Annotated in this window: 14 protein-coding genes; 4 read left to right on the plus strand and 10 right to left on the minus strand. The window is 72.5% G+C overall.

What is annotated here, in order from left to right; translation table 11 throughout:
• Positions 1-62 precede the first annotated feature (62 nt).
• The 4 genes from ABZV34_RS23005 to ABZV34_RS23020 all read right to left on the minus strand — a co-directional run bounded on the left by ABZV34_RS23005 (position 63) and on the right by ABZV34_RS23020 (position 4,463).
• Positions 63-785 (minus strand): 3'-5' exonuclease, encoded by a 723-nt coding sequence (locus tag ABZV34_RS23005; protein WP_356279618.1) that lies wholly within the window; start codon positions 783-785, stop codon positions 63-65.
• Positions 786-890: 105 nt separating this feature from the next.
• Positions 891-2,129 carry an SAV2148 family HEPN domain-containing protein gene (locus ABZV34_RS23010; protein ID WP_356279621.1) on the minus strand — a complete coding sequence of 413 codons (1,239 nt, stop codon included), beginning with the start codon at positions 2,127-2,129 and terminating at the stop codon, positions 891-893.
• 114 nt (positions 2,130-2,243) lie between these two features.
• A complete protein-coding gene (locus ABZV34_RS23015; protein WP_356279624.1) occupies positions 2,244-3,560 on the minus strand; it encodes a copper amine oxidase in 1,317 nt (438 codons plus the stop codon).
• 93 nt (positions 3,561-3,653) lie between these two features.
• Positions 3,654-4,463: a Tat pathway signal sequence domain protein gene (locus ABZV34_RS23020; RefSeq protein WP_356279627.1), complete on the minus strand. Its 810-nt coding sequence runs from the start codon at positions 4,461-4,463 to the stop codon at positions 3,654-3,656.
• 178 nt (positions 4,464-4,641) lie between these two features.
• Between ABZV34_RS23020 and glgX the strand changes: the two genes are divergently transcribed.
• The 3 genes from glgX (at position 4,642) to ABZV34_RS23035 (ending at position 11,011) form a co-directional block, all read left to right on the plus strand.
• Positions 4,642-6,759 (plus strand): glycogen debranching protein GlgX, encoded by a 2,118-nt coding sequence (gene glgX / locus ABZV34_RS23025; protein WP_356279630.1) that lies wholly within the window; start codon positions 4,642-4,644, stop codon positions 6,757-6,759.
• Positions 6,760-7,017: 258 nt separating this feature from the next.
• Positions 7,018-9,486, plus strand: coding sequence for a malto-oligosyltrehalose synthase (gene treY / locus ABZV34_RS23030; RefSeq protein ID WP_356279633.1), 2,469 nt, complete (start codon positions 7,018-7,020; stop codon positions 9,484-9,486).
• Between the two features lie 274 nt (positions 9,487-9,760).
• The gene (locus ABZV34_RS23035; protein ID WP_356279636.1) at positions 9,761-11,011 is read left to right on the plus strand and encodes a M14 family zinc carboxypeptidase; all 1,251 of its coding nucleotides are present in this window, start codon (positions 9,761-9,763) and stop codon (positions 11,009-11,011) included.
• 1 nt (position 11,012) lies between these two features.
• Here the strand turns inward: ABZV34_RS23035 and ABZV34_RS23040 are convergent, their stop codons facing one another.
• The 3 genes from ABZV34_RS23040 to ABZV34_RS23050 all read right to left on the minus strand — a co-directional run bounded on the left by ABZV34_RS23040 (position 11,013) and on the right by ABZV34_RS23050 (position 13,888).
• Positions 11,013-11,417 carry an SSI family serine proteinase inhibitor gene (locus tag ABZV34_RS23040; protein ID WP_356279639.1) on the minus strand — a complete coding sequence of 135 codons (405 nt, stop codon included), beginning with the start codon at positions 11,415-11,417 and terminating at the stop codon, positions 11,013-11,015.
• Between the two features lie 305 nt (positions 11,418-11,722).
• Entirely contained in the window at positions 11,723-13,090 is a 1,368-nt protein-coding gene (locus ABZV34_RS23045; protein ID WP_356279642.1) for a M14 family zinc carboxypeptidase, read from the minus strand.
• Between the two features lie 246 nt (positions 13,091-13,336).
• The gene (locus tag ABZV34_RS23050; RefSeq protein WP_356279645.1) at positions 13,337-13,888 is read right to left on the minus strand and encodes a DUF1707 and FHA domain-containing protein; all 552 of its coding nucleotides are present in this window, start codon (positions 13,886-13,888) and stop codon (positions 13,337-13,339) included.
• 193 nt (positions 13,889-14,081) lie between these two features.
• Between ABZV34_RS23050 and treZ the strand changes: the two genes are divergently transcribed.
• A complete protein-coding gene (treZ, locus tag ABZV34_RS23055) occupies positions 14,082-15,827 on the plus strand; it encodes a malto-oligosyltrehalose trehalohydrolase (protein ID WP_356279648.1) in 1,746 nt (581 codons plus the stop codon).
• Between the two features lie 209 nt (positions 15,828-16,036).
• On the opposite strand, the gene ABZV34_RS23060 is transcribed toward treZ, so the two are convergent.
• The 3 genes from ABZV34_RS23060 to ABZV34_RS23070 form a co-directional block, all read right to left on the minus strand.
• On the minus strand, positions 16,037-17,041 hold the full coding sequence (locus ABZV34_RS23060) for an aminoglycoside phosphotransferase family protein (protein ID WP_356279651.1): 1,005 nt from the start codon (positions 17,039-17,041) through the stop codon (positions 16,037-16,039).
• Entirely contained in the window at positions 16,996-18,111 is a 1,116-nt protein-coding gene (locus ABZV34_RS23065) for an aminopeptidase P family protein (RefSeq protein ID WP_356279654.1), read from the minus strand. The genes ABZV34_RS23060 and ABZV34_RS23065 overlap by 46 nt, the downstream gene beginning before the upstream one ends.
• A gap of 224 nt (positions 18,112-18,335) precedes the next feature.
• Positions 18,336-19,013 carry a PDZ domain-containing protein gene (locus tag ABZV34_RS23070; protein WP_356279656.1) on the minus strand — a complete coding sequence of 226 codons (678 nt, stop codon included), beginning with the start codon at positions 19,011-19,013 and terminating at the stop codon, positions 18,336-18,338.
• Positions 19,014-19,128: the final 115 nt, after the last annotated feature.

Below are 19,128 nucleotides of genomic sequence, written 5' to 3' on the forward strand. Positions count from 1 at the left end.
GAGCCGGCGCCCGTGCCGAACTCCACGGATCCCCGCTCCCCTCTCCGGGTCCGGGCGGGTCGTCAGACCCGCTCGTCGGCCAGATCCCGCAGGGGCCAGGTGCCGTCGACCACCGCGCCCGCGTCACCCTTGCGGCGCAGGAAGCTCTGGAAGTCCGCCGCCCACTCGGCGTACCACTCGATCTGGCGGCGGTGCAGCTCCGCCGGGCCGAGTGCCGCGACCTTCGGGTGCCGGCCGGCTATCGCCCCGGCGAGCCGGGCCGCGGCGAGGGCGTCGGCCGAGGCGTCGTGGGCCGCGCGCAGTTCCACCCCGTACTCCGTGCAGACCGCTTCGAGGTTGCGCTTGCCGCGGCGGTAGCGGTCGACGGAGCGGTCGATCGTGTACGGGTCGATGACCGGGGCGGGATCGCTCCCGCCGAGCCGCTCGCGCAGGGAGGGCAGCCCGTGCCTGCGCAGTTCGGCGGAGAGCAGGGTCAGGTCGAAGGCGGCGTTGTACGCGACCACCGGGACGCCCGTCTTCCAGTACCCGACGAGGACCTCGGCGATCGCGTCGGCGACCTGGTCGGCGGGGCGGCCCTCCGCGGCCGCGCGCTCGTTCGAGATCCCGTGCACCGCCACCGCGTCCGCCGGGATCCGTACGCCCGGATCGGCCAGCCACTCCCGGTGCCCCAGCGGTTCCCCGCCCTTGACCTCGATCACGGCGCCCGTGACGATGCGCGCCTCGCGTGGATCGGTCCCGGTCGTCTCCAGGTCGAAGCCGATCAGCAGCTCCTGGTGCCAGCCCATCGGCGGCCCCCCTTCTTCGTGGTGCTTTCCCCCAGTGGTCTCCACGATCGCACGAGCCACTGACAACCCGAGGACCGCGTTCCGCTTCCGGGGGAGGCCGACACTTCAGGACACCGGACGCGAATCGGCCCAAGCCACCTCGAACTCCTCGCGGTATGTCGGGAAGAGTCCCTCTTCGCCGATCTCGTCGGGTTTGACCACGCGGCCACCGCCACGCAGCACCAGCACCGGCGCCTCCATGCCGCGCGCACGACGCAGATACGACTGCACGACCGCGATGCCGTCGGAGCCGTCCCCGTCGACGAGATACGCCGTGAAGCGCGGTGTCTCGTCGTAGACCTGGATCTCGAACGCGCCCGGATCACGCAGTCGGGCCCGGACCCTGCGCATGTGCAGGATGTTCATCTCGACGGCCCGGCTCAGCTCGCCCCGCTTGATGCCGAGTTCGCGCTCGCGGCGCTTGACCGCGCTGGAGGCCGGGTTGAGGAACAGCAGCCTGACCCGGCAGCCCGTCTCGGCGAGCCGCACCAGCCGCCGCCCTGAGAAGTTCTGCACCAGCAGGTTCAGGCCGATGCCGATGGCGTCGAGGCGGCGGGCTCCGCCGAAAATGTCCTCCGCGGGGAACTGCCGCAGCAGCCGCACCCGGTCGGAGTGGACTCCGACCACGTCCGCGTACCGGTCGCCGACCAGGTCCTCGACGGCGTCGACGGGCAGCCGCCGCGCGGAGGGCGTGTCGCTGCCCGCGCCGAGTATCGCCAGGAGCTTCGCGGCGGCCCGCTCCGCCTGGCTCAGCACCGCCTCGGACAGGGCCCGGTTGCGCGAGACCACGTTCCGGGTGACTTCCAGCTCGTCCAGGGCGAGTTCGACGTCCCGGCGCTCGTCGAAGTAGGGCTCGAAGCACGGCCAGTGCTGCACCATCAGCTCACGCAGCTGCGGCAGGGTGAGGAAGCTCAGCACGTTGTCGTCGGCGGGGTCGAGCAGATAGCCCTTGCGCCGGCTGACCTCGCGCACGGCGACCGCGCGCTGCACCCACTCCTGCCCGGCGGGACCGGCCGCCGCGACCACCCAGTCGTCCCCGTGGACGGGTTCGTAGATGGGGCGCAGAACAGCGGCCACGACCGCGCGCAGCCGCTGTTCGACCAGGTTCAGCCAGATGTAGGCGCGTCCGGCCCGCTGGGCGCGCGTACGCACCTCGCGCCAGGCGTCGGCGCCCCAGTCCAGTTCCGGTCCGATGGATCCCATCTCCATAGGCCGCGCCAGGGACACCGCGCCGGGCGGGACATCTGTGGAGTTCCCCTCGTGACCCTCGTCACCAGGAGGCAACTCCAGCCCTCCCGAGCCCACCCGCGCACCGCCTTCCGCTCCCCCGAGCTCTCCCGTGGGTCCAGCCCCACTCAACGATCAAGGAAGGGTACTCCGGGAGCGGCGGGCGGTGCAGCCCGATGGACAGGCTGTTTCTCAACTACCGTTTTCGACATGCCCGTTCTGGTCGGCCAGCTCCGGCGGAGTGAGCGGATTCATAGCCGTGACGTCACGCGGAGCGATGGAGAAGCCCTGCCAGTGGACCGGCATGGGCTGCTGGTCCTCGTCGCGCGCGATGTGGTGGAAGCCCACGTTGACCCAGACGATGGGGTGGGTGAGCGTCTGTCCGTTGACGTACTTGTCGACGGACTTGCCCGCCCCCGCTCCGCAGTTCAGCAGGTTGTTGCTGGCGAACTGCTCGCACTTCTTGTACTCGGTGAAGTACAGGTCGTGCTTGGTGAAGGTGCGGCCGAGGTACTTGGTGGTGGCACCCGGGACGATCTCGTAGGAGCGCGCGTGGTTGTCCCTGTTCTTGCCGGTGGCGCTGACCACGCGCCACCAGCGCATGTTCTTGGCGTCGCCCGCGAGCTCCTTGGTGATCTTGGTGCGGGTGGTCTTGTTGGTCGGGCCCTCGTTGCCGTTGCGAGGCGGGCTGACCACCGAGTCGTACTGCTCGATCTTGTTCTTGGACGAGCCGTCCAGGCCGAAGTCGAGCCGCCAGAAGACGTTGTGGCTGTGGCTGGTGGCGTACGCCTTCGCGCCCTTGCCGATGGGCCAGCCGCGGCCGTCGCCCGCGTCGTAGTCGCCGGGCGAGAGGCTGCCGGTGGCGCCGATGTTCATGCTGACGGCGCCGTCGTCCTGGAAGCGCCATTCGGTGATGTACTCGTACCAGCCGACCTTGTTGACGGTGTAGATCAACAGGTCCTTGCCCTGGGTCTGGTAGACCTTGTTTCCCGAATCGGCCTCCATGCGGTAGGCGTGACCACGCGAACGGGTCGTGGTGCACAGGCCGTTGACGTTCGGGTGCTGCGGGTCCCAGGCGTTGGGGATCTTCACGTTCTTGATGGTGCCGCCGGGACACTCGCCCGGCGCCATCTTCATCAGGCCCTGGCCGAAGCCGGCGCCCGTGAGGTCGTCGTACTCGGCCTTGCCGTCGTCGTAGGGGACGTGGATCTGGCCGAGCTTGGCGCTGGTGAGGACCTTGATCGGCTGGGCCTCGCCCTTGGGCTGGTACGAGATGTTCTCCAGGACGAGCCCGGCCTCGCTCTCGTAGTGCCAGCACATCCGCCAGGTGGTGCCGGTGGAGAGCTTCTGCTCGATCTTGTAGGCCGTGCTGCAACTGGCGGCCGCCGGGGCGGACTTCGGCTGGGCGACCGCCGGACCCGCGGCCGTCGTCGCGCCGACGGCCAGCGCGGCCACCGACAGGCCCACCGCCGTCCGGCTGCGGGCACGGCTGTTTCTGTTCACGCGCATGACGAAGGAACTCCTCGCGAAAGCATGCGGAAGAAGGGAGTTGGAGAGGGAGAAGGTGAAGTCGGCGCCGCTTCGGAGCGGCGGACGCGGACGTCAGCCGAGTGTGCCGACCTTGCGGGCGCTCAGATCGATCACCAGGTCACGGCTGTCGATCCAGGACCCGTTCCTGACCTTCGGGAAGAGCCTCACGCAGCGGTGCTCGCCGCACTTCGCGAGGAGGCCGGGCTGGGCGCCCGGGGTCGCCCGGTAGACCATGCTGTTCAGCGTGAGCTGGTCGGGCGAGGTGAGTTCCTTGCCGGTGGCGTCCTTGTAGTCGGCCCGCAGGCCCGCGCCGAGCGGGTCGGCGATGAGCAGCTTGGCCGCCTCGGTCATCTCGTCACGGCCCAGCGGCGGCTGGGTCCCGTGCTGGGTGTCCGTCCTCTCCACCTTCCCGGTGTCGAGGTTGACGGTCCTGGTGACGAGCGTGTCGTTCCGGTAGTCGTAGAACGTGACATCCGCGCGGCGCGGCGCTGCGGGGTCGTCGAGCTCGTTCTCCTCCGGCTCGGCGAGGTCGACACCGATGCGCTGCGGGCCCCGGTTCCCCTCGACGTTCTCGCTGGAGCCGAACAACTGCCGGTTCACCGCGATCCGTTCGACCCGTGCCGTCTCGTCGTCGGTCAGCGGGTCACGGCCGGTGCCCTTGTCGCCCTGCGCCGGAGCCTGTTCCACGACGCCGGGCCCTACGGCCGCCTGCCCCTGTTCCTGTCCCGCCTGCTGCGGGCCGGCGCCGGCCGGACCCCGGCCCGATTCGTCGGCCCCCGCCGAGCCCGGCAGGGTGATCCCGACCATCACGGCCGTCCCGGCCACCGCGATGGCCGCACCCGCCACCACTTTTCCCAGATGGCGGTGCACTATCTTGCGCACATTTCCCCCTACTCCCCCTGTTTCCCTAGGAGCGACTTCAGTACCTCTGGTTCGGCATACGACGTATGCCTGGTCAGCGGGTAAGAGGGGTGTAAGTCATAGGAGGTTCCATCACTTTCGGGGAGACTCGCTTCGGAGTCGCCCCCCGGGGCGCGGCACTACTGGGAGAGTCGTATCCATGCAGGTCTGGCCTGGTGAGGCATATCCACTCGGTGCCACGTACGACGGCGCCGGTACCAACTTCGCGGTCTTCTCGGAGGCCGCCGACCGGATCGAGCTGTGTCTGCTGCACGACGACGGCTCGGAGACGGCGGTGGAGCTGCGCGAGAGCGACGCGTTCGTACGGCACGCGTACCTGCCCGGGATCATGCCCGGACAGCGGTACGGGTTCCGGGTGCACGGGCCGTACGCGCCCGAGCGCGGACAGCGCGTCAACTCCGCCAAGCTGCTGCTCGATCCGTACGCGCGTGCGATAAGTGGCTCGATCAGCTGGGGCGAGGAGGTGTACGGCTACCCCTTCGGGTCCCCCGACAAGCGCAACGACCTGGATTCGGCGCCGCACACCATGACGTCGGTCGTGGTCAACCCGTACTTCGACTGGGGGGACGACCGGCGCCCGCGCACCGAGTACCACCACACCGTGATCTACGAGGCCCATGTGAAAGGCCTCACGATGCGGCATCCGGCGCTGCCCGACGAACTGCGCGGCACGTACGCGGCACTCGCACACCCCGCGATCATCGAACACCTGACGGAACTGGGGGTGACGGCACTGGAGCTGATGCCGGTGCACCAGTTCGTGAACGACCACCGGCTGGTGGACATGGGGCTCAACAACTACTGGGGCTACAACACCATCGGCTTCTTCGCCCCGCACAACACGTACGCCTCCTGGGGCGATCGCGGCCAGCAGGTCCTGGAGTTCAAGTCGGCGGTCCGGGCGCTGCACGAGGCCGGCATCGAGGTCATCCTGGACGTGGTCTACAACCACACGGCCGAGGGCAACCACCTGGGCCCGACGCTGTCCTTCAGGGGCCTCGACAATGCCTCGTACTACCGTCTGGCGGACGATCCCCGCTACTACATGGACACCACGGGGACCGGCAACTCCCTCCTGATGCGCTCCCCGCACGTGCTCCAGCTGATCATGGACTCGCTGCGCTACTGGGTCACCGAGATGCACGTCGACGGCTTCCGCTTCGACCTCGCGGCCACCCTGGCCCGGCAGTTCCACGAGGTGGACCGGCTGTCGTCCTTCTTCGACCTGGTACAGCAGGACCCGGTGGTCTCCCAGGTGAAGCTGATCGCCGAGCCCTGGGACGTCGGCGAGGGCGGCTACCAGGTGGGCAACTTCCCGCCGCTGTGGACGGAGTGGAACGGCAAGTACCGCGACACCGTCCGTGACCTGTGGCGCGGCGAGCCCCGCACGCTCGCCGAGTTCGCCTCCCGGCTGACGGGTTCGTCGGACCTCTACCAGGACGACGGCCGCCGCCCGCTCGCCTCCATCAACTTCGTCACCTGTCACGACGGGTTCACCCTCAACGACATCGTCTCCTACAACAACAAGCGCAACCACGCCAACGGAGAGGACAACCGCGACGGCGAGAGCCACAACCGCTCCTGGAACTGCGGGGCCGAGGGCGAGACCGACGACGAGACCGTGCTCGCCCTGCGGGCGCGCCAGAAGCGCAACTTCATCGCGACGCTGATGCTCTCCCAGGGTGTGCCGATGCTCAGCCACGGCGACGAGTTCGCGCGCACCCAGGGCGGCAACAACAACGCGTACTGCCAGGACAGCGAGCTCGCCTGGGTGCCGTGGCCCGAGGGCGGCGGCGAGCTGCTCGACTTCACGCGCGCGATGGTGTGGCTGCGCCGCGACCACCCGGTCTTCCGGCGCCGCCGCTTCTTCCACGGCCGTCCCGTCCAGGGCACGCACGACGAACTGTCCGACATCGCGTGGTTCACCCCTTCGGGCGCCGAGATGACCCAGCAGGACTGGGGGGCGACGCAGACGCACGCCCTGTCCGTCTTCCTCAACGGCAACGCGATCTCCGAGCCGGGTCCGCGCGGGGAGCACATCGCCGACGATTCCTTCCTGCTCATGTTCAACGCCTCACCGAGAACACTGGAGTTCGTGGTGCCCGTCGATCACGGACGGCAGTGGCAGGTGGTGGTCGACACCGCCCTCCCCGAGGGGCCGGTGCCGGGCACCGGCGCCAAGGTCCAGGCCGGGGACCGGCTGACGCTGATCGACCGGAGCGTGACGGTGCTGCAGCGGCCCGCCCAGGACCTCTGACCGTTCGCGTCGCAGCGGCGGACGCCGGGGGCGGCCGGGGCGCGGCCCGGGAGACCGTACCCGGCCGCTGTCCGGCCGCCCCGGACCGTCCCGCCGATCGCGGCCGGACGGTCCCCCGGCGGCTGCCCCGTGGACGAAGGGCACGAGGGGCACGAGGGGCACGGGTCGGGGCTTCCCGGGTCCGGGACCCGGCACCACAGGGACCCGTATGCGGGCGTCGATGTCACGAAACCGGGCGAGAGGGGTACGTAGGTTCCCATGACACCTGAGCGTCCCGAACGGGAGATCCCGGACTCGATGGTTCCCGCCACCCCGACCGCCACGTACCGGCTCCAGCTGCAACCGGAGTTCCCCTTCGCGGCCGCCGAGGCCGCCGTGCCGTACCTGGCCTCGCTCGGGGTCTCCCATCTGCACCTGTCCCCCGTCCTGGAGGCCGTCCCGGGCTCGGCGCACGGCTACGACGTGGTGGACCACACGCGCGTACGGAGGGAACTGGGCGGCGAGGGCGGACTGCGCTCCCTGGCCCGCACGGCGCGGGCGCACGGGCTCGGTCTGGTCGTGGACATCGTGCCCAACCACATGGCCATGGCCCCGCGTCACAACCGCCCGCTGTGGGAGGTGCTGCGCGAGGGGCCCGAGTCACCGTACGCGCGCTGGTTCGACATCGACTGGGACGCTCAGGGCGGCCGGCTGCTGCTGCCGGTGCTCGGAGGCCGTCTCGGCACGGAGATCGACCGTTTCAAGGCGGACGGCGACGTACTGCGTTACCACGACCACGAGTTCCCGCTGCGCGAGGGCACGCGGGAACTGCCGCTGCCCGAGCTCCTGGACGCGCAGTGGTACCGCCCGACCTGGTGGCGGCTGGCCCGCACCGAACTGAACTACCGCCGCTTCTTCAGCATTTCGGAACTCATCGGCGTGCGTGTGGAGGACCCGGTGGTGTTCGCGGCGACCCACGGCAAGATCCTGGAGCTGCTGGCCGACGGCGTGATCGAGGGGCTGCGCGTCGACCATCCGGACGGCCTGGCGGACCCGGACGCGTATCTGCGCCAACTGCACGAGGCGACCGGCGGGCGCTGGACCGTCGTCGAGAAGATCCTCGCGGACGGTGAGCCGCTGCCCGCCGCCTGGCCCGTCGCGGGCACCACCGGCTACGACGCGCTGCGGCACGTCGACGGCCTCTTCACGGACTCGGCGGGAGCCAATGAACTCCTGCTCCAGTACCGGCGGTTCGCGGCCCCGCAGGACGACCTGGGCGGCTCCTGGGAGGCGACGGTGCGCCGGGCGGCGTACAAGGTGATCACCCACGAGCTGGCCACCGAGTTCGACCGCCTCACCCGGGTGGCGGAGCGCCTGTGCGCCCGCTCATCGGACCCCGGACTGCGCGATCACGCTCCCTGGGCCCTGGCCGCCGCGCTGCGCGAGCTTCTCGTGCGGGTCGGCGTGTACCGGCCGTATCCCTCCACGGACGCCTCCGCGGTCGTCACCGCGGAGGCCGCCGCCGAGGCCCGGTCGGTCTTCACCGTTCCGGAGGAGGCGCACGCCGTGGACGTCGTACGGAACCTGGTGCTCGGGCGCGGCGGGGACGGGCCCGAACACGCGGAGTTCCGGGCGCGGTTCGCCCAGACCTCGTCCGCGCTACGGGCGAAGTCCGTGGAGGACACGGCGTTCTACCGCTACGTGCCCCTGCTGTCGGCCAACGAGGTGGGTGGCGCCCCGGGGGCTCCGGCCGTGTCCCCGGAGGACTTCCACGCCTACTGCGCGCGTGTGCAGCGGGACTGGCCCGGCACCGGGACGGCCCTGTCCACCCACGACACGAAGCGCAGTGCCGACGTCCGCGCTGCCCTGTCCGTACTCACCCAGTGCCCGCGCCGGTGGGGCGGTCTCCTGGCCGAGGTGGCGCCGCGGGGGGCGGCGGGCGTGCCCGACCCCCAGGTGGCGTGGACCGCGTGGCAGACGGTCTTCGGGCTGGGCCCCGCCGACGCGGACCGCGTCCAGGGCGCGCTGCTGAAGCACATCCGCGAGGCCGGCCTGCACACCGCCTGGACCGAGCAGGACCCCGCGTACGAGGCGGCGGTCGCGGCGTTCGTCTCGGCGGGCCCCTGCGGGGCGCCCGGACGGCACGTGGCCGACTTCAGGGCCGGGCTCGCTCCCCACGTCCGGGCGAACGTCCTGGGGGCCGCCCTGGTGCAGCTGACCATGCCGGGGGTGCCGGACGTCTACCAGGGCACCGAGGACGAGTACCTGGCGCTGGTGGACCCGGACAACCGGAAGCCGTTCGCACCGCCGCGGTCTTCCGCACGGGGCGCCGCGGAGGTCTCCGATGAAGTCTGCGAAGAGGTCTCCGAGAAGGCCGCGCTCACCACGGCCGCGCTCCGGCTGCGCGGACGGCGCCCCGACGTCTTCGGCGACACGGCGACGTACACGCCGCTGGCTGCGGAGGGTCCCGGTGCCGCGCACTGTGTGGGGTTCGCACGCTCCGGGGAGGTGGTCTCGGCCGTCACCCGGCTGTCGCTGCGGCTGGCGGACGAGGGCGGCTGGCGCGACACGCTCCTCACGCTGCCCGCGGGGCGCTGGACGGACCTGCTCACTCCGGGACGGGAGTTCACGGGGCACGCGCGCGTGGCGGAGCTCTTCGCGAGGTTGCCGGTGGCGCTGCTGGAACGCGTCGGTGAGGACGGCCCAGCGGTCGCCGCGGAGTCCGCGGACACCGCGGCGAGCGGCTGATCAGGGCCGCCGCGACGGGCCGAAGGTCCGGGGCCGGGCACGCGACGCGGCCCCCGGTACACCCATACGGGTGAGGTCGGGGGCGCCCCGCCGGGCCCCGGCCTGCGCGGGAGGCCGACGAACGCCCCGGCGGACCTCCTTCTTTCGGTGGTCCGCGCCCTGGCCGCCGGAGGCGGACGCCACCCGGCGGGCCCGGCGCCGCCCCGCCTCCGCTTGACAGTTACCGCAGTCCGTGGAGTACTGCGGACAGCGATGCAGGGCGGACAAGTCGGGGGTGAGTCTCCTGCAGGAGCTGCGCTACCCCAGTGTGTCCGAAATCGTCGCCTCCGCACGGGCGTTGGCGGCTCACCGGCCCGGCCTGTGCTCGCTCAGACAGATCGGTGTCTCCCGCGCGGGCAGACCGCTCCACCTGCTGTCCGTCGGTCACGCGCGGCGTGCGGTCCTCGTCGTCGCGGGCGCCCACGCCAACGAGCCGGCCGGTGGTTCGACGCTGCTGTCCCTGGCCGAACGCGTCCTGTTCGGCGCGGAGTTGCGGGCCGACACCTCCTGGCACTTCCTGCTCTGCGCGGATCCGGACGGGGCGAGCCTGCATGTGACGCCGGCGCCGCGCACCCTGCTCGACTACCACCTCGGATTCTTCCGTCCGGCCGGACCCGAGCAGCCGGAGTGGTCGCCGTCCGTACTGCCGCCAGACCGGCTGCCGCCGGAGACCCGCGCCCTCACCCGGGTCATCGACGAGCTGCGGCCCTACCTCCAGGCGACCCTGCACGGCACGGATCTCGGCGGCAGCTGGGTGCAGCTGACCAAGGACATCCCGGGGCTCGCCGAGCCGTTCGCCAAGTCCGCGGCGGAGCTGCACATCCCGGTGGAGACGGGCGCGTCGGACGCCGCGGGCTGGCCGGCCTCCGGGCCCGGCGTCCATGTGATGCCGGCGCCCGGCTCGGCCGCGGCCTATCCGAGCATGCCCGACGACGCGCGGCACAGCACCTGGTACCACGCGCACCGGTACGGGGGGCTGACCGCGGTCGTCGAGGTCCCGATGTGGGCCAGTGATCTGGTGGCCGACCCCGCGCCGCACCCGGCACCGGCGGAGGCGATGCGGGATCTGGCGGGCCGGCTGCGGCGGGACGCGCGTCAGGTGGAGACAGTGCTGAGGGAGGTCGTACCGCGGCTGCCCGGCCCCGACGGGCCGCTCCTGCGGGCCGCCAAGTGGGCGCTGGAGCTGGTGCCGGGGCTGGCCGACGACTGGGTCCGGACGCCGCCGGCGGACACCACGAGGGCGTACGTCGGCAGTGTGGACGCGTTCGGGCGCCGACTGCCGCTGCGGGCCGCGGCGATGCTGCTGCGCGTCCTCCAGGAGGCCGACGACCGGGCGGCGCCGCGCCTCGAACGCCTTGTCGCCTCCTGGAGCGACACCTTCGCCGAGCGTTTCGGCGCCCGCTGGGTGCCCCTGGAGCATCAGGTCGAGCACCAGTCCCGCACGGTGGTCGCGGCGGCCCTGCACGCACGCGACAACGCGGCCTGAGCTACTCCCCCAGGGCGAACACGGCGCCCGTGGCGGCGCCCATCACACAGGAGTTCGCGAAGGTGTGCGTGTAGCCGACCTGACGGCCGTTCCACTCGCCGCGCGCGGCGGCGGTGACCGGTGCGTAGATCATGGGACACAGCGCGCCGGGCGTGGCCGGGATCCGGCCGATGTCCCCCTCGGCCGTGGCGAGTTCGGCGCAGGCCTGTGCCGCGTGGGGGTGGCCCTGGGGCGGGTCGCAGAGCAGGAGGGTGCCGCGGGTGTCGGTGCCGGGGAAGACCTCCGCCCGGAAGACTGCTCGCCGGGGTGCCGGACGAGGGGGCTGCGGAGGAGAGGGCTCCAGAAGCGCGCGCGAGGACGCGCCGGGAATTCCCAGGGTGTGCCGGACTGCGACTCGGAAGGGCACGCGGACGGGTGAGAGAGCTTGTGGCGAGGCTTCGCCCCGGGTGACCGTGAGGTGAAGCCGGTTGCCGGGGAAGGCCCGGTGGGACAGCGCCGGCGCCGGTTCAGAGGCCGATACCGGGCCCGGTGCAAGGGTCAGTACAGGGGCCGAGGCCAGGGCAGGGACAGGAGTCAGGTCCGGTACAGAGGCCGGTGCGGAGGCCGAGGCCTGGACCCGTGCGGAGGCCGAGGCCTGGGCCGGTGCCGCGACGGCTGTGAGCAGGACCGCCGCGGCCAGCACAGCGCCGCGCGACGCTTCGGTGGTTCTCGTCATTCCCGATGCATCGGCAGCGCGGCCTGTGAACTCCACCCCGTCTCACCCGAAGGGGAGCCCACCGGCGCGTGTCGCCCGGCGAGTTCGAACGCGGCGATCACCACCCGCGCCTGGTACTCGACCTGGCGTGCGACCGGGATCCAGCGCGCCCCGCAGCCGTCGCGGTAGTCGGCGCACCAGGCGTCGATCAGCCGGTCCAGTTCCGGCAGCGCCTCGCGCGGATCGTGCCCGGAACGGGTGACGAGCTGGTGCAGCAGCCCGGCCGTGCGCAGGGCGACCCGGCGCCCGGCGAGGCGCAGGGAGGTCAGGCGGGCGGTGCCGAGCGACGGCAGGGGCCGTGAGCCGGAGTCCCGCAGATCGGGGTCCCAGGAGTCCGCGAGGCCGGGGCCGACCAGTAAATAGTCGTCGACGGGCGCGAGGAGGCGGGCCGTGTCCGGAGCGGTGCCGAGACCGGGGCGCACGCGCGCGAGGATGCCCTCGAGAACGCGTGTGTCGTGGCGCAGCGTGTGGCTGACGGAGCGCAGCACCGCGTCGGCGTCGGCGGGCCGGGCGGCGTCCTCCACGGCCGCCACCCCCCACATGGGTGCCTCGACGACCGCCGTGACGGTTCCGTGGCGGTGTGGATGGAACCAGGTGGACTCCACCGCGGCCTCGGTGATCGCGGCGGCCAGGTCGCCGCGGTGCGGCGGTGGGATGCGGTAGACGGCGGGCCCGAGGGTCGGCCAGTAGAGCGTGTCGTACGGTCCGAGCTCGCGCGGGATGCCGAGCCGCGCGGCGGTGTGGGCGACGCGCTGGGCGAGGCCGGGCAGCTCACGGGTCAGTTCGACGAAGGCTCCTCCGACGTCGACGCCGTGCAGGGAGCACTGGAAGAACGGCCGCAGTTCGTCCTGGAGGTCGAGGAGGGCGCGGGTCTCGGGCAGGGTCACTCCGTCCGCGCCTTCGGGCAGCCACTCGGGCTGCTCGAGGAAGCCGGGGCGGAAGAAGTGCCGGAAGTAGCGGCCGAGGGTGTACGGGCCGGACAGCCATGCCTCGTTGCGGCGGGAGCCGTCGGGGTCGAGGCAGAGCAGCAGGTTCCAGGTGGCGTCCGCGCCGTCTCGCAGCCGGGGATCGGCGAGCACCCGTTCCGCGAGGCGGAGGACCGTGGCGCCGCCCACCGGCTCGTTGGCGTGCGGTCCGGCGACGACGAGGGCCTGGCGGTGGCCGTGCCCTACGGACAGGAGCCAGAGGGGTGTGCCGGCCCGGGACGTGCCCACGCGGCGCAGCCGGGCGTCACCCGGACGGCGGGCGACGAGCGCGGCGGCACGGGCACCCAGCTCGTCCACGGTCGGGTAGCGGAGGAGTGGCGGCAGGGCGCACCTCCACACATATGGTGCCGTCGCTTCACCTGACGTACACGGTGTACGCACAGTCAGTCACGACTGTGAAGGTACGTCAACACCGCGGAACGTAAGGGAAGGCGAGGAAATCGCTGAGTGAAACCCAGGCCAGAGCTCGGTCCGGGCGGGCCGACGACGCGGGGATCCGGCGGGCCGGGAGCATCCGACGGACCGGGAGCAGCGGGCGGACCGGGAGCATCCGACGGGCCGCGCGCATCGGGCGGGCCGGACGGATCAGGAGGACGACAGCCGGAAGAACATCCGTCCGAAACCGATCTGGTCGCCGTCCTTGACGACGGCGGCGCCGATCACCCGTCGTCCGTTGACCGTCGTCCCGTTGGTCGAACCCAGGTCGCGCAGCACCCACAGGCCGCCCTGGCGGCTCAGTTCGGCGTGGATCCGCGACACCGTCTCGTGGTTGAGCCGCAGCCCGCTGGCGGGGTCGCGGCCGATCCGCAACGGATAGCCGTTGCCCGGGTGGGGCAGCAGCAGCTTCGGAAGCCGCTCGGCCTGCCAGGCCCTGCGCACCCGTACGGTGAATCCGGAGACCGCCTCGACGGTGCCGAACACCAGCTTCGACCAGCGGCCCTCGGTGGTCAGGTCGGCGGTGAGCGCGGCGAGTTCGTCGGACCGTCGGGCGGCGAGCGCCAGCTCCATGCGGTGGATGAACGTGTCGTGCGAGAGACGTCCGAGAGCGACGCCGTCACGGAGGGCCTTCAGCGCCCGGTCGCGTTCCGCGTCGGACAACCGCGCGGGGTACGTGTGGAACTCGAAAGACGACGTCACGCAGGTGATTGTCGGTCAGGAGGGGCGGGGTGTCCAGAAGACCCGGAAAGGGCCGTCGCCACCAGCACGTTCCCGCCGCGCGTCCATCACGTGGCGAACGCGCGGCAAATGGGTGGAGAGGAGCGCGAATCGATCTCGTGTGGCGCACCATGGACGGGCTACGTCACGGAGAGCGGACAAGGGGGAACCGTCAGTGCGGTTCGAGGTGTGGGCACCGCAGGCCGGCCGGGTGGCACTCCGCTGCGAGGGCGCCACGAGCGCGCTGGAGCGTGATCCGGAGCGCCCCGGGTGGTGGACGGGAGACGCGGAGGCGCGGGACGGGACGCGCTACGGGTTCGCGGTGGACGGCGGTCCCGTACTGCCCGATCCACGCTCGCGGCGGCAGCCGGACGGTCCCGACGGGCTGAGCGCGGTGGTCGCCCAGGACCGGTACGCCTGGCGCGCCGAGTGGGCCGGGCGTCCGCTGCAGGGCGCGGTCCTGTACGAGCTGCACGTGGGGACGTACACCCCCGAGGGCACCCTGGACTCGGCCGCCGAGCGGCTCGGGCATCTCGCGGAACTGGGCGTCACGCACGTCGAGTTGATGCCGCTGTGCCCGTTCCCCGGGCGGCACGGCTGGGGCTACGAGGGTGTCTCGCTGTGGGCGGTGCACGAGCCGTACGGCGGCCCCGAGGCGCTGAAGCGATTCGTCGACCGGGCGCACGAGCTGGGTCTCGGCGTCGTCCTCGACGTGGTGCACAACCACCTCGGGCCGTCCGGAAACCATCTGCCCGCGTTCGGGCCGTACTTCACGGACACCCATCAGACCCCCTGGGGCTCGGCCGTGAACCTGGACGCGCCCGGTTCGGACGAGGTGCGGGCGTATCTCGTCGGCAGTGCACTGGCGTGGCTGCGGGACTACCGGCTGGACGGGCTGAGGCTGGACGCGGTCCACGCGCTGCGCGACACCCGCGCGCTGCACTTCCTGGAGGAGCTGTCCACGGCCGTGGACGCGCTCGCCACCGACCTGGGCCGGCCGCTCTTCCTGATCGCCGAGTCCGACCTGAACGACCCTCGGTTGATCTCCTCCCGTGAGGAGGGCGGTCTCGGGCTGCACGCGCAGTGGAACGACGACTTCCACCACGCGCTGCACACCACTCTGACCGGTGAGACGCAGGGCTACTACGCGGACTTCGCGCGGGCCCCGTTCGCGGCCCTCGCCAAGACGGTGACGTCGGGCTTCTTCCACGACGGCACGTATTCGAGCTTCCGCGGGCGCCGCCACGGCCGGCCGCTCGACCGGACCCGCGTCTCGGCGCACCGGCTGCTCGGCTACTCCCAGACCCACGACCAGATCGGCAACCGCGCCCAGGGTGACCGGCTTTCGGCGTCCCTCTCCCCCGGACAACTGGCCTGCGCGGCCGCGCTGACGCTCACCGGGCCCTTCACCCCGATGCTGTTCATGGGCGAGGAGTGGGCCGCGGGCACTCCCTGGCAGTTCTTCACCGACCACACCGACCCCGAACTGGCGGAGGCCGTACGGCGGGGCAGGCGCCGGGAGTTCGCGGCGCACGGCTGGGCCGAGGAGGACGTCCCCGACCCGCAGGACCCGGCGACGCGGGAGCGTTCCTGCCTGGACTGGTCGGAGCCCGAGAAGGCGCTCCACGCGCGCGTGCTGGCCTGGTACCGCGACCTGATCGCCCTGCGCCGGCGTCACCCGGATCTCTCGGACCCCGATCTCGCCGCCGTCAGGATCGCCCACGACGAGGGGGCCCGCTGGCTCGCCCTGCGGCGCGGGGACGTCCGGGTGGCGGTGAACCTCGGCCAGGAGGCGGCCGTGATCCCGCTCGGCCTCAGCCGGGCGCGCGTGCTGGCCGCGTGGGAGCCGGTACGGACACCGGACGCGGACGGACTGCTGAGCGTGCCCGGCGAGTCGTGCGTGGTGCTGACGCAGGAGTGAGGACGCGGACCCCGGCACGCCCGGACGACGGACCGCTGACCACAGACCGCAGACCACAGACCACGTACGGAGGCGTGAGCGTGCCGTCATGGGCGTACGGGGTGCCTCGGACGGCGCGGGTCCGGCGTCGCTCGCGGGCTCGGCGGAGTGCGGGGTGCGGGGTCCGGAGTACGCAGTACGGGTCACGGAACTGCCGGGTGCCGGGCGGCTCAGTCGTCGCCCGGCAGTTCCGTGACCCGTTCCAGGAGGATGGACTCCCAGGCGTGGCGGAGTTGGGTCCGCAGCGGCGCCAAGGGGCTGTCGTCCCGGCCCGCGAGCCGGTCGGCGAGCCGGATCACCGTGTCGCAGCGGGACAGCCACAGGCCACGCAGGCAGGGCCGGGCACCGTATCCGGCGAGGGTCGCGGCGCGTACGGCGGCGGGAGCGCCGACGGCCGCGGCGAGCCCGGCGATGTCCTCGGCGGGGTCCCCGAGGACCGCGCCGGTCCAGTCGAGGACGCCCCGCACCCGCCCGTCCGCGCTCATCACCAGGTGTTCACCCCTGAGATGGTGGTGCACGAGGACGGCGGCCGCGGTCTGGGCGGCGAGCTGTCCGACGGCGGCCGCGGTGAGCTGCGCGAGGTTCCCGGGGTCGAACTCGTCCTCGGCGGCCAGCCGCTCGGCGGCCCGCTCGGCCACCGCCCGCAGTTCTTCCAGGGAGCGCGGCTCAGCGTGGGGCACGCCGAGCGCCTCCGCCTGCCGTACGGGCACTTCGCGCAGCCCGGTGAGCAGACCGGCCAGGTCCGCCTCCCCGACGGCCGAGACCTCCCGTACCTCGCCGGAGCGCCCGGGCAGTCTGGTGTCCAGGGTGTAGGCCAGTCCGACCGCCCAGTCCCCGTGCGCGACGCTCCTCGGCACGGCGACCCCGACCAGCGGACGGACCAGGTCGCGCACCCTCAGCTCCCGGCGTCCGCGCACGGCGGCCTCGCGGTCCCGGGTGAGCCGCAGCACCTGCCGGCCGCCGACCCACCAGGTGGAGTGGCCGCCGTCCTCGGTCACCGGCCGTACCTCGGGCCCCGCGTCGGCCGGCTCGCCGTCGGCGGTCAGTGAACGGACCAGCCGGCGGACGGCGTCCGCGGTCGGTGCCGGTGCCTGGGTCGTGGTCGTGCCGCGGTCCTCCCGGTCGCCGGTCAGTCGACGATCGCCATCTCGCGGGACGTGGTGTTGAGGCGCCATCCGCCCTCCTCGGTCACCGTGACGATGTCCTCGATGCGCACCCCGAAGCGGCCGGGCAGATAGATGCCGGGCTCCACCGAGAAGCACATCCCGGGTACGAGGGGCCGCTCCTCGCCCTCGATCATGTAGGGCGGTTCGTGCGTGGTGACGCCGATGCCGTGCCCGGTGCGGTGGATGAAGCGTTCCCCGTATCCCGCCTCGGCGACGACCGCGCGGGCCGCCCGGTCGACGTCCTGGCAGGCGGCGCCCGGCCTGACCGCCGCGACGCCCGCCTCCTGGGCCTCGCGCACCACGTCGTGGACCTCGCGCTCCTGGGCGTCCGGTTCACCGACGTGGACCGTGCGGGAGGTGTCGGAGCCGTAGCCGTGCTTGAGGCCGCCGAAGTCGAGGACGACCATGTCGCCGCGCTCGATGACACGGTCGCCCGCCTCGTGGTGCGGGTTGGCACCGTTGGGTCCCGAGGCGACGATCGTGAAGTCGACCTGGGAGTGGCCGAACCGCCGGAGCAGATCGGCGATGTCGGCGGCGACATCGGTCTCCCGGCGTCCCCCGAAGGGAACCTTCCGGATTTCCTCGTACGTCGCGTCGGCGGCCTCGCCCGCGGCCGCCAGCCGCTCCAGCTCCGCCGTGTCCTTGACGGCGCGGAGCATCGGGAGGGCTTCGGTGAGGGCGACGTAGCGGGAGTCGGGCAGCCGCTTCTGGAGACCGAGCAGGTGCAGTGCCCAGCCGTTGTCGCTGACGCCGAAGCGGCCGGCGGCGTCGACGAGCGACGCGGTGGCCTCGTACGGGTCCTTGCCGTCGGTCCAGTCACGGAGGGTCAGCGTGGGTGCCGCGGCCGCCGCGTCCGGGGCCTCCAGGGTCGGCACCACCAGCACGGGGTCCCGTCCGGCCCGCAGCACCAGCAGGGTGAGGCGCTCCGTCTCCACCGGCCGGTAGCCGGTCAGCCACACCAGGTCGGGCCCGGGAGCGACCAGGAGGCCGTCGAGTCCGGCCGCCGTGGCGGCCTCGACCGCGCGCCGCATACGGGCCTCGTAGTCACCGGCGGTGAAGGGCGTGGGCGTGCCGGTCATCCATGCCTCCGCATGTCCGAGTTCCCCCAGGGGCTACGGCGAGCATCCTGCTCCTTCGCCGCGGCCCCCGCGAGCCGCTCACGACGGCCACGGAGCCGACCCGGGGGTCTTATGGACGATGGTATGCCTCTGTGACCTGAGATCCGCCGGTTCGCGACCGCGCCCGACGCCCGGTTCCCCGGGCCGGGCCGTGTACCGGGGCGAGCCGGGCGCCGCCGCCCGCGTCAGGTCACGATGCCCGGCACGGCGGTCAGCTGCTGACGGCCGCCGTCCGCGTGGCGCACACCGAGCGTCACGGCGCTCCCCGGGGCCGCCGCGGCGACGGCCCGCGCCAGCTCGGCGGCCGAGCCGAGGCGCGTCCCGTCGAAGGCGTCGAGCACGTCTCCGCGGACCAGACCGGCCGTAAAGCCCGGGCCTGGATTGTGGACACCCGTGATCAGCGCACCGGCACCCCCGGGCGCGTCGACGGCCTCGACCCCGAGCGTCGCCCCGGTGACCGCCCCGACTCCTCCAGGCGTGGACCCGGACCGGGGTGCCACGCCCGCACCACCCGCCGCCCCATGCCCCGGGCTCCGCCCCTGCCCCTTCCCTGGCTCCTGCCCCTGCCCCTGCCCCTGTCCCTCCCGTGGTCCCTGCCCCGGACCCCGCCCGGTCCTGGCGTCCGCGGCCTGCTTCTGCAGGTCCGCCAGCCTGCTCATGCCGATCACCGTGGCGCCCACGGTGCCGAGACCGACGCCCGACAGGACCAGGACGGTCCCGACGAAGAGACCGAAGAGCAGGGACATCAGCCGCCTGCCGCGGCGTCGCACGGCGTGCGGGCGCCGGACGACGGGGGCCGGACGGCCGTCACCGCCCGGCTCCTGACCGGGCATCGGCTTGGGACGCAACGCGGTCTGTTCCATGGATCGCCTCCGGCAGCTGCTGTACGGACCGCCCCCGGCTGTTGCTACCCCGCGCCCCGGCGCACGACGATTCACGAACGAGTGAGACTGACACCCGCGTTCGAACCGCCCGCGC

It is taken from the genome of Streptomyces sp. NPDC005195 (assembly GCF_040608315.1).
Classification (GTDB): Bacteria; Actinomycetota; Actinomycetes; order Streptomycetales; family Streptomycetaceae; genus Streptomyces; species Streptomyces kaempferi.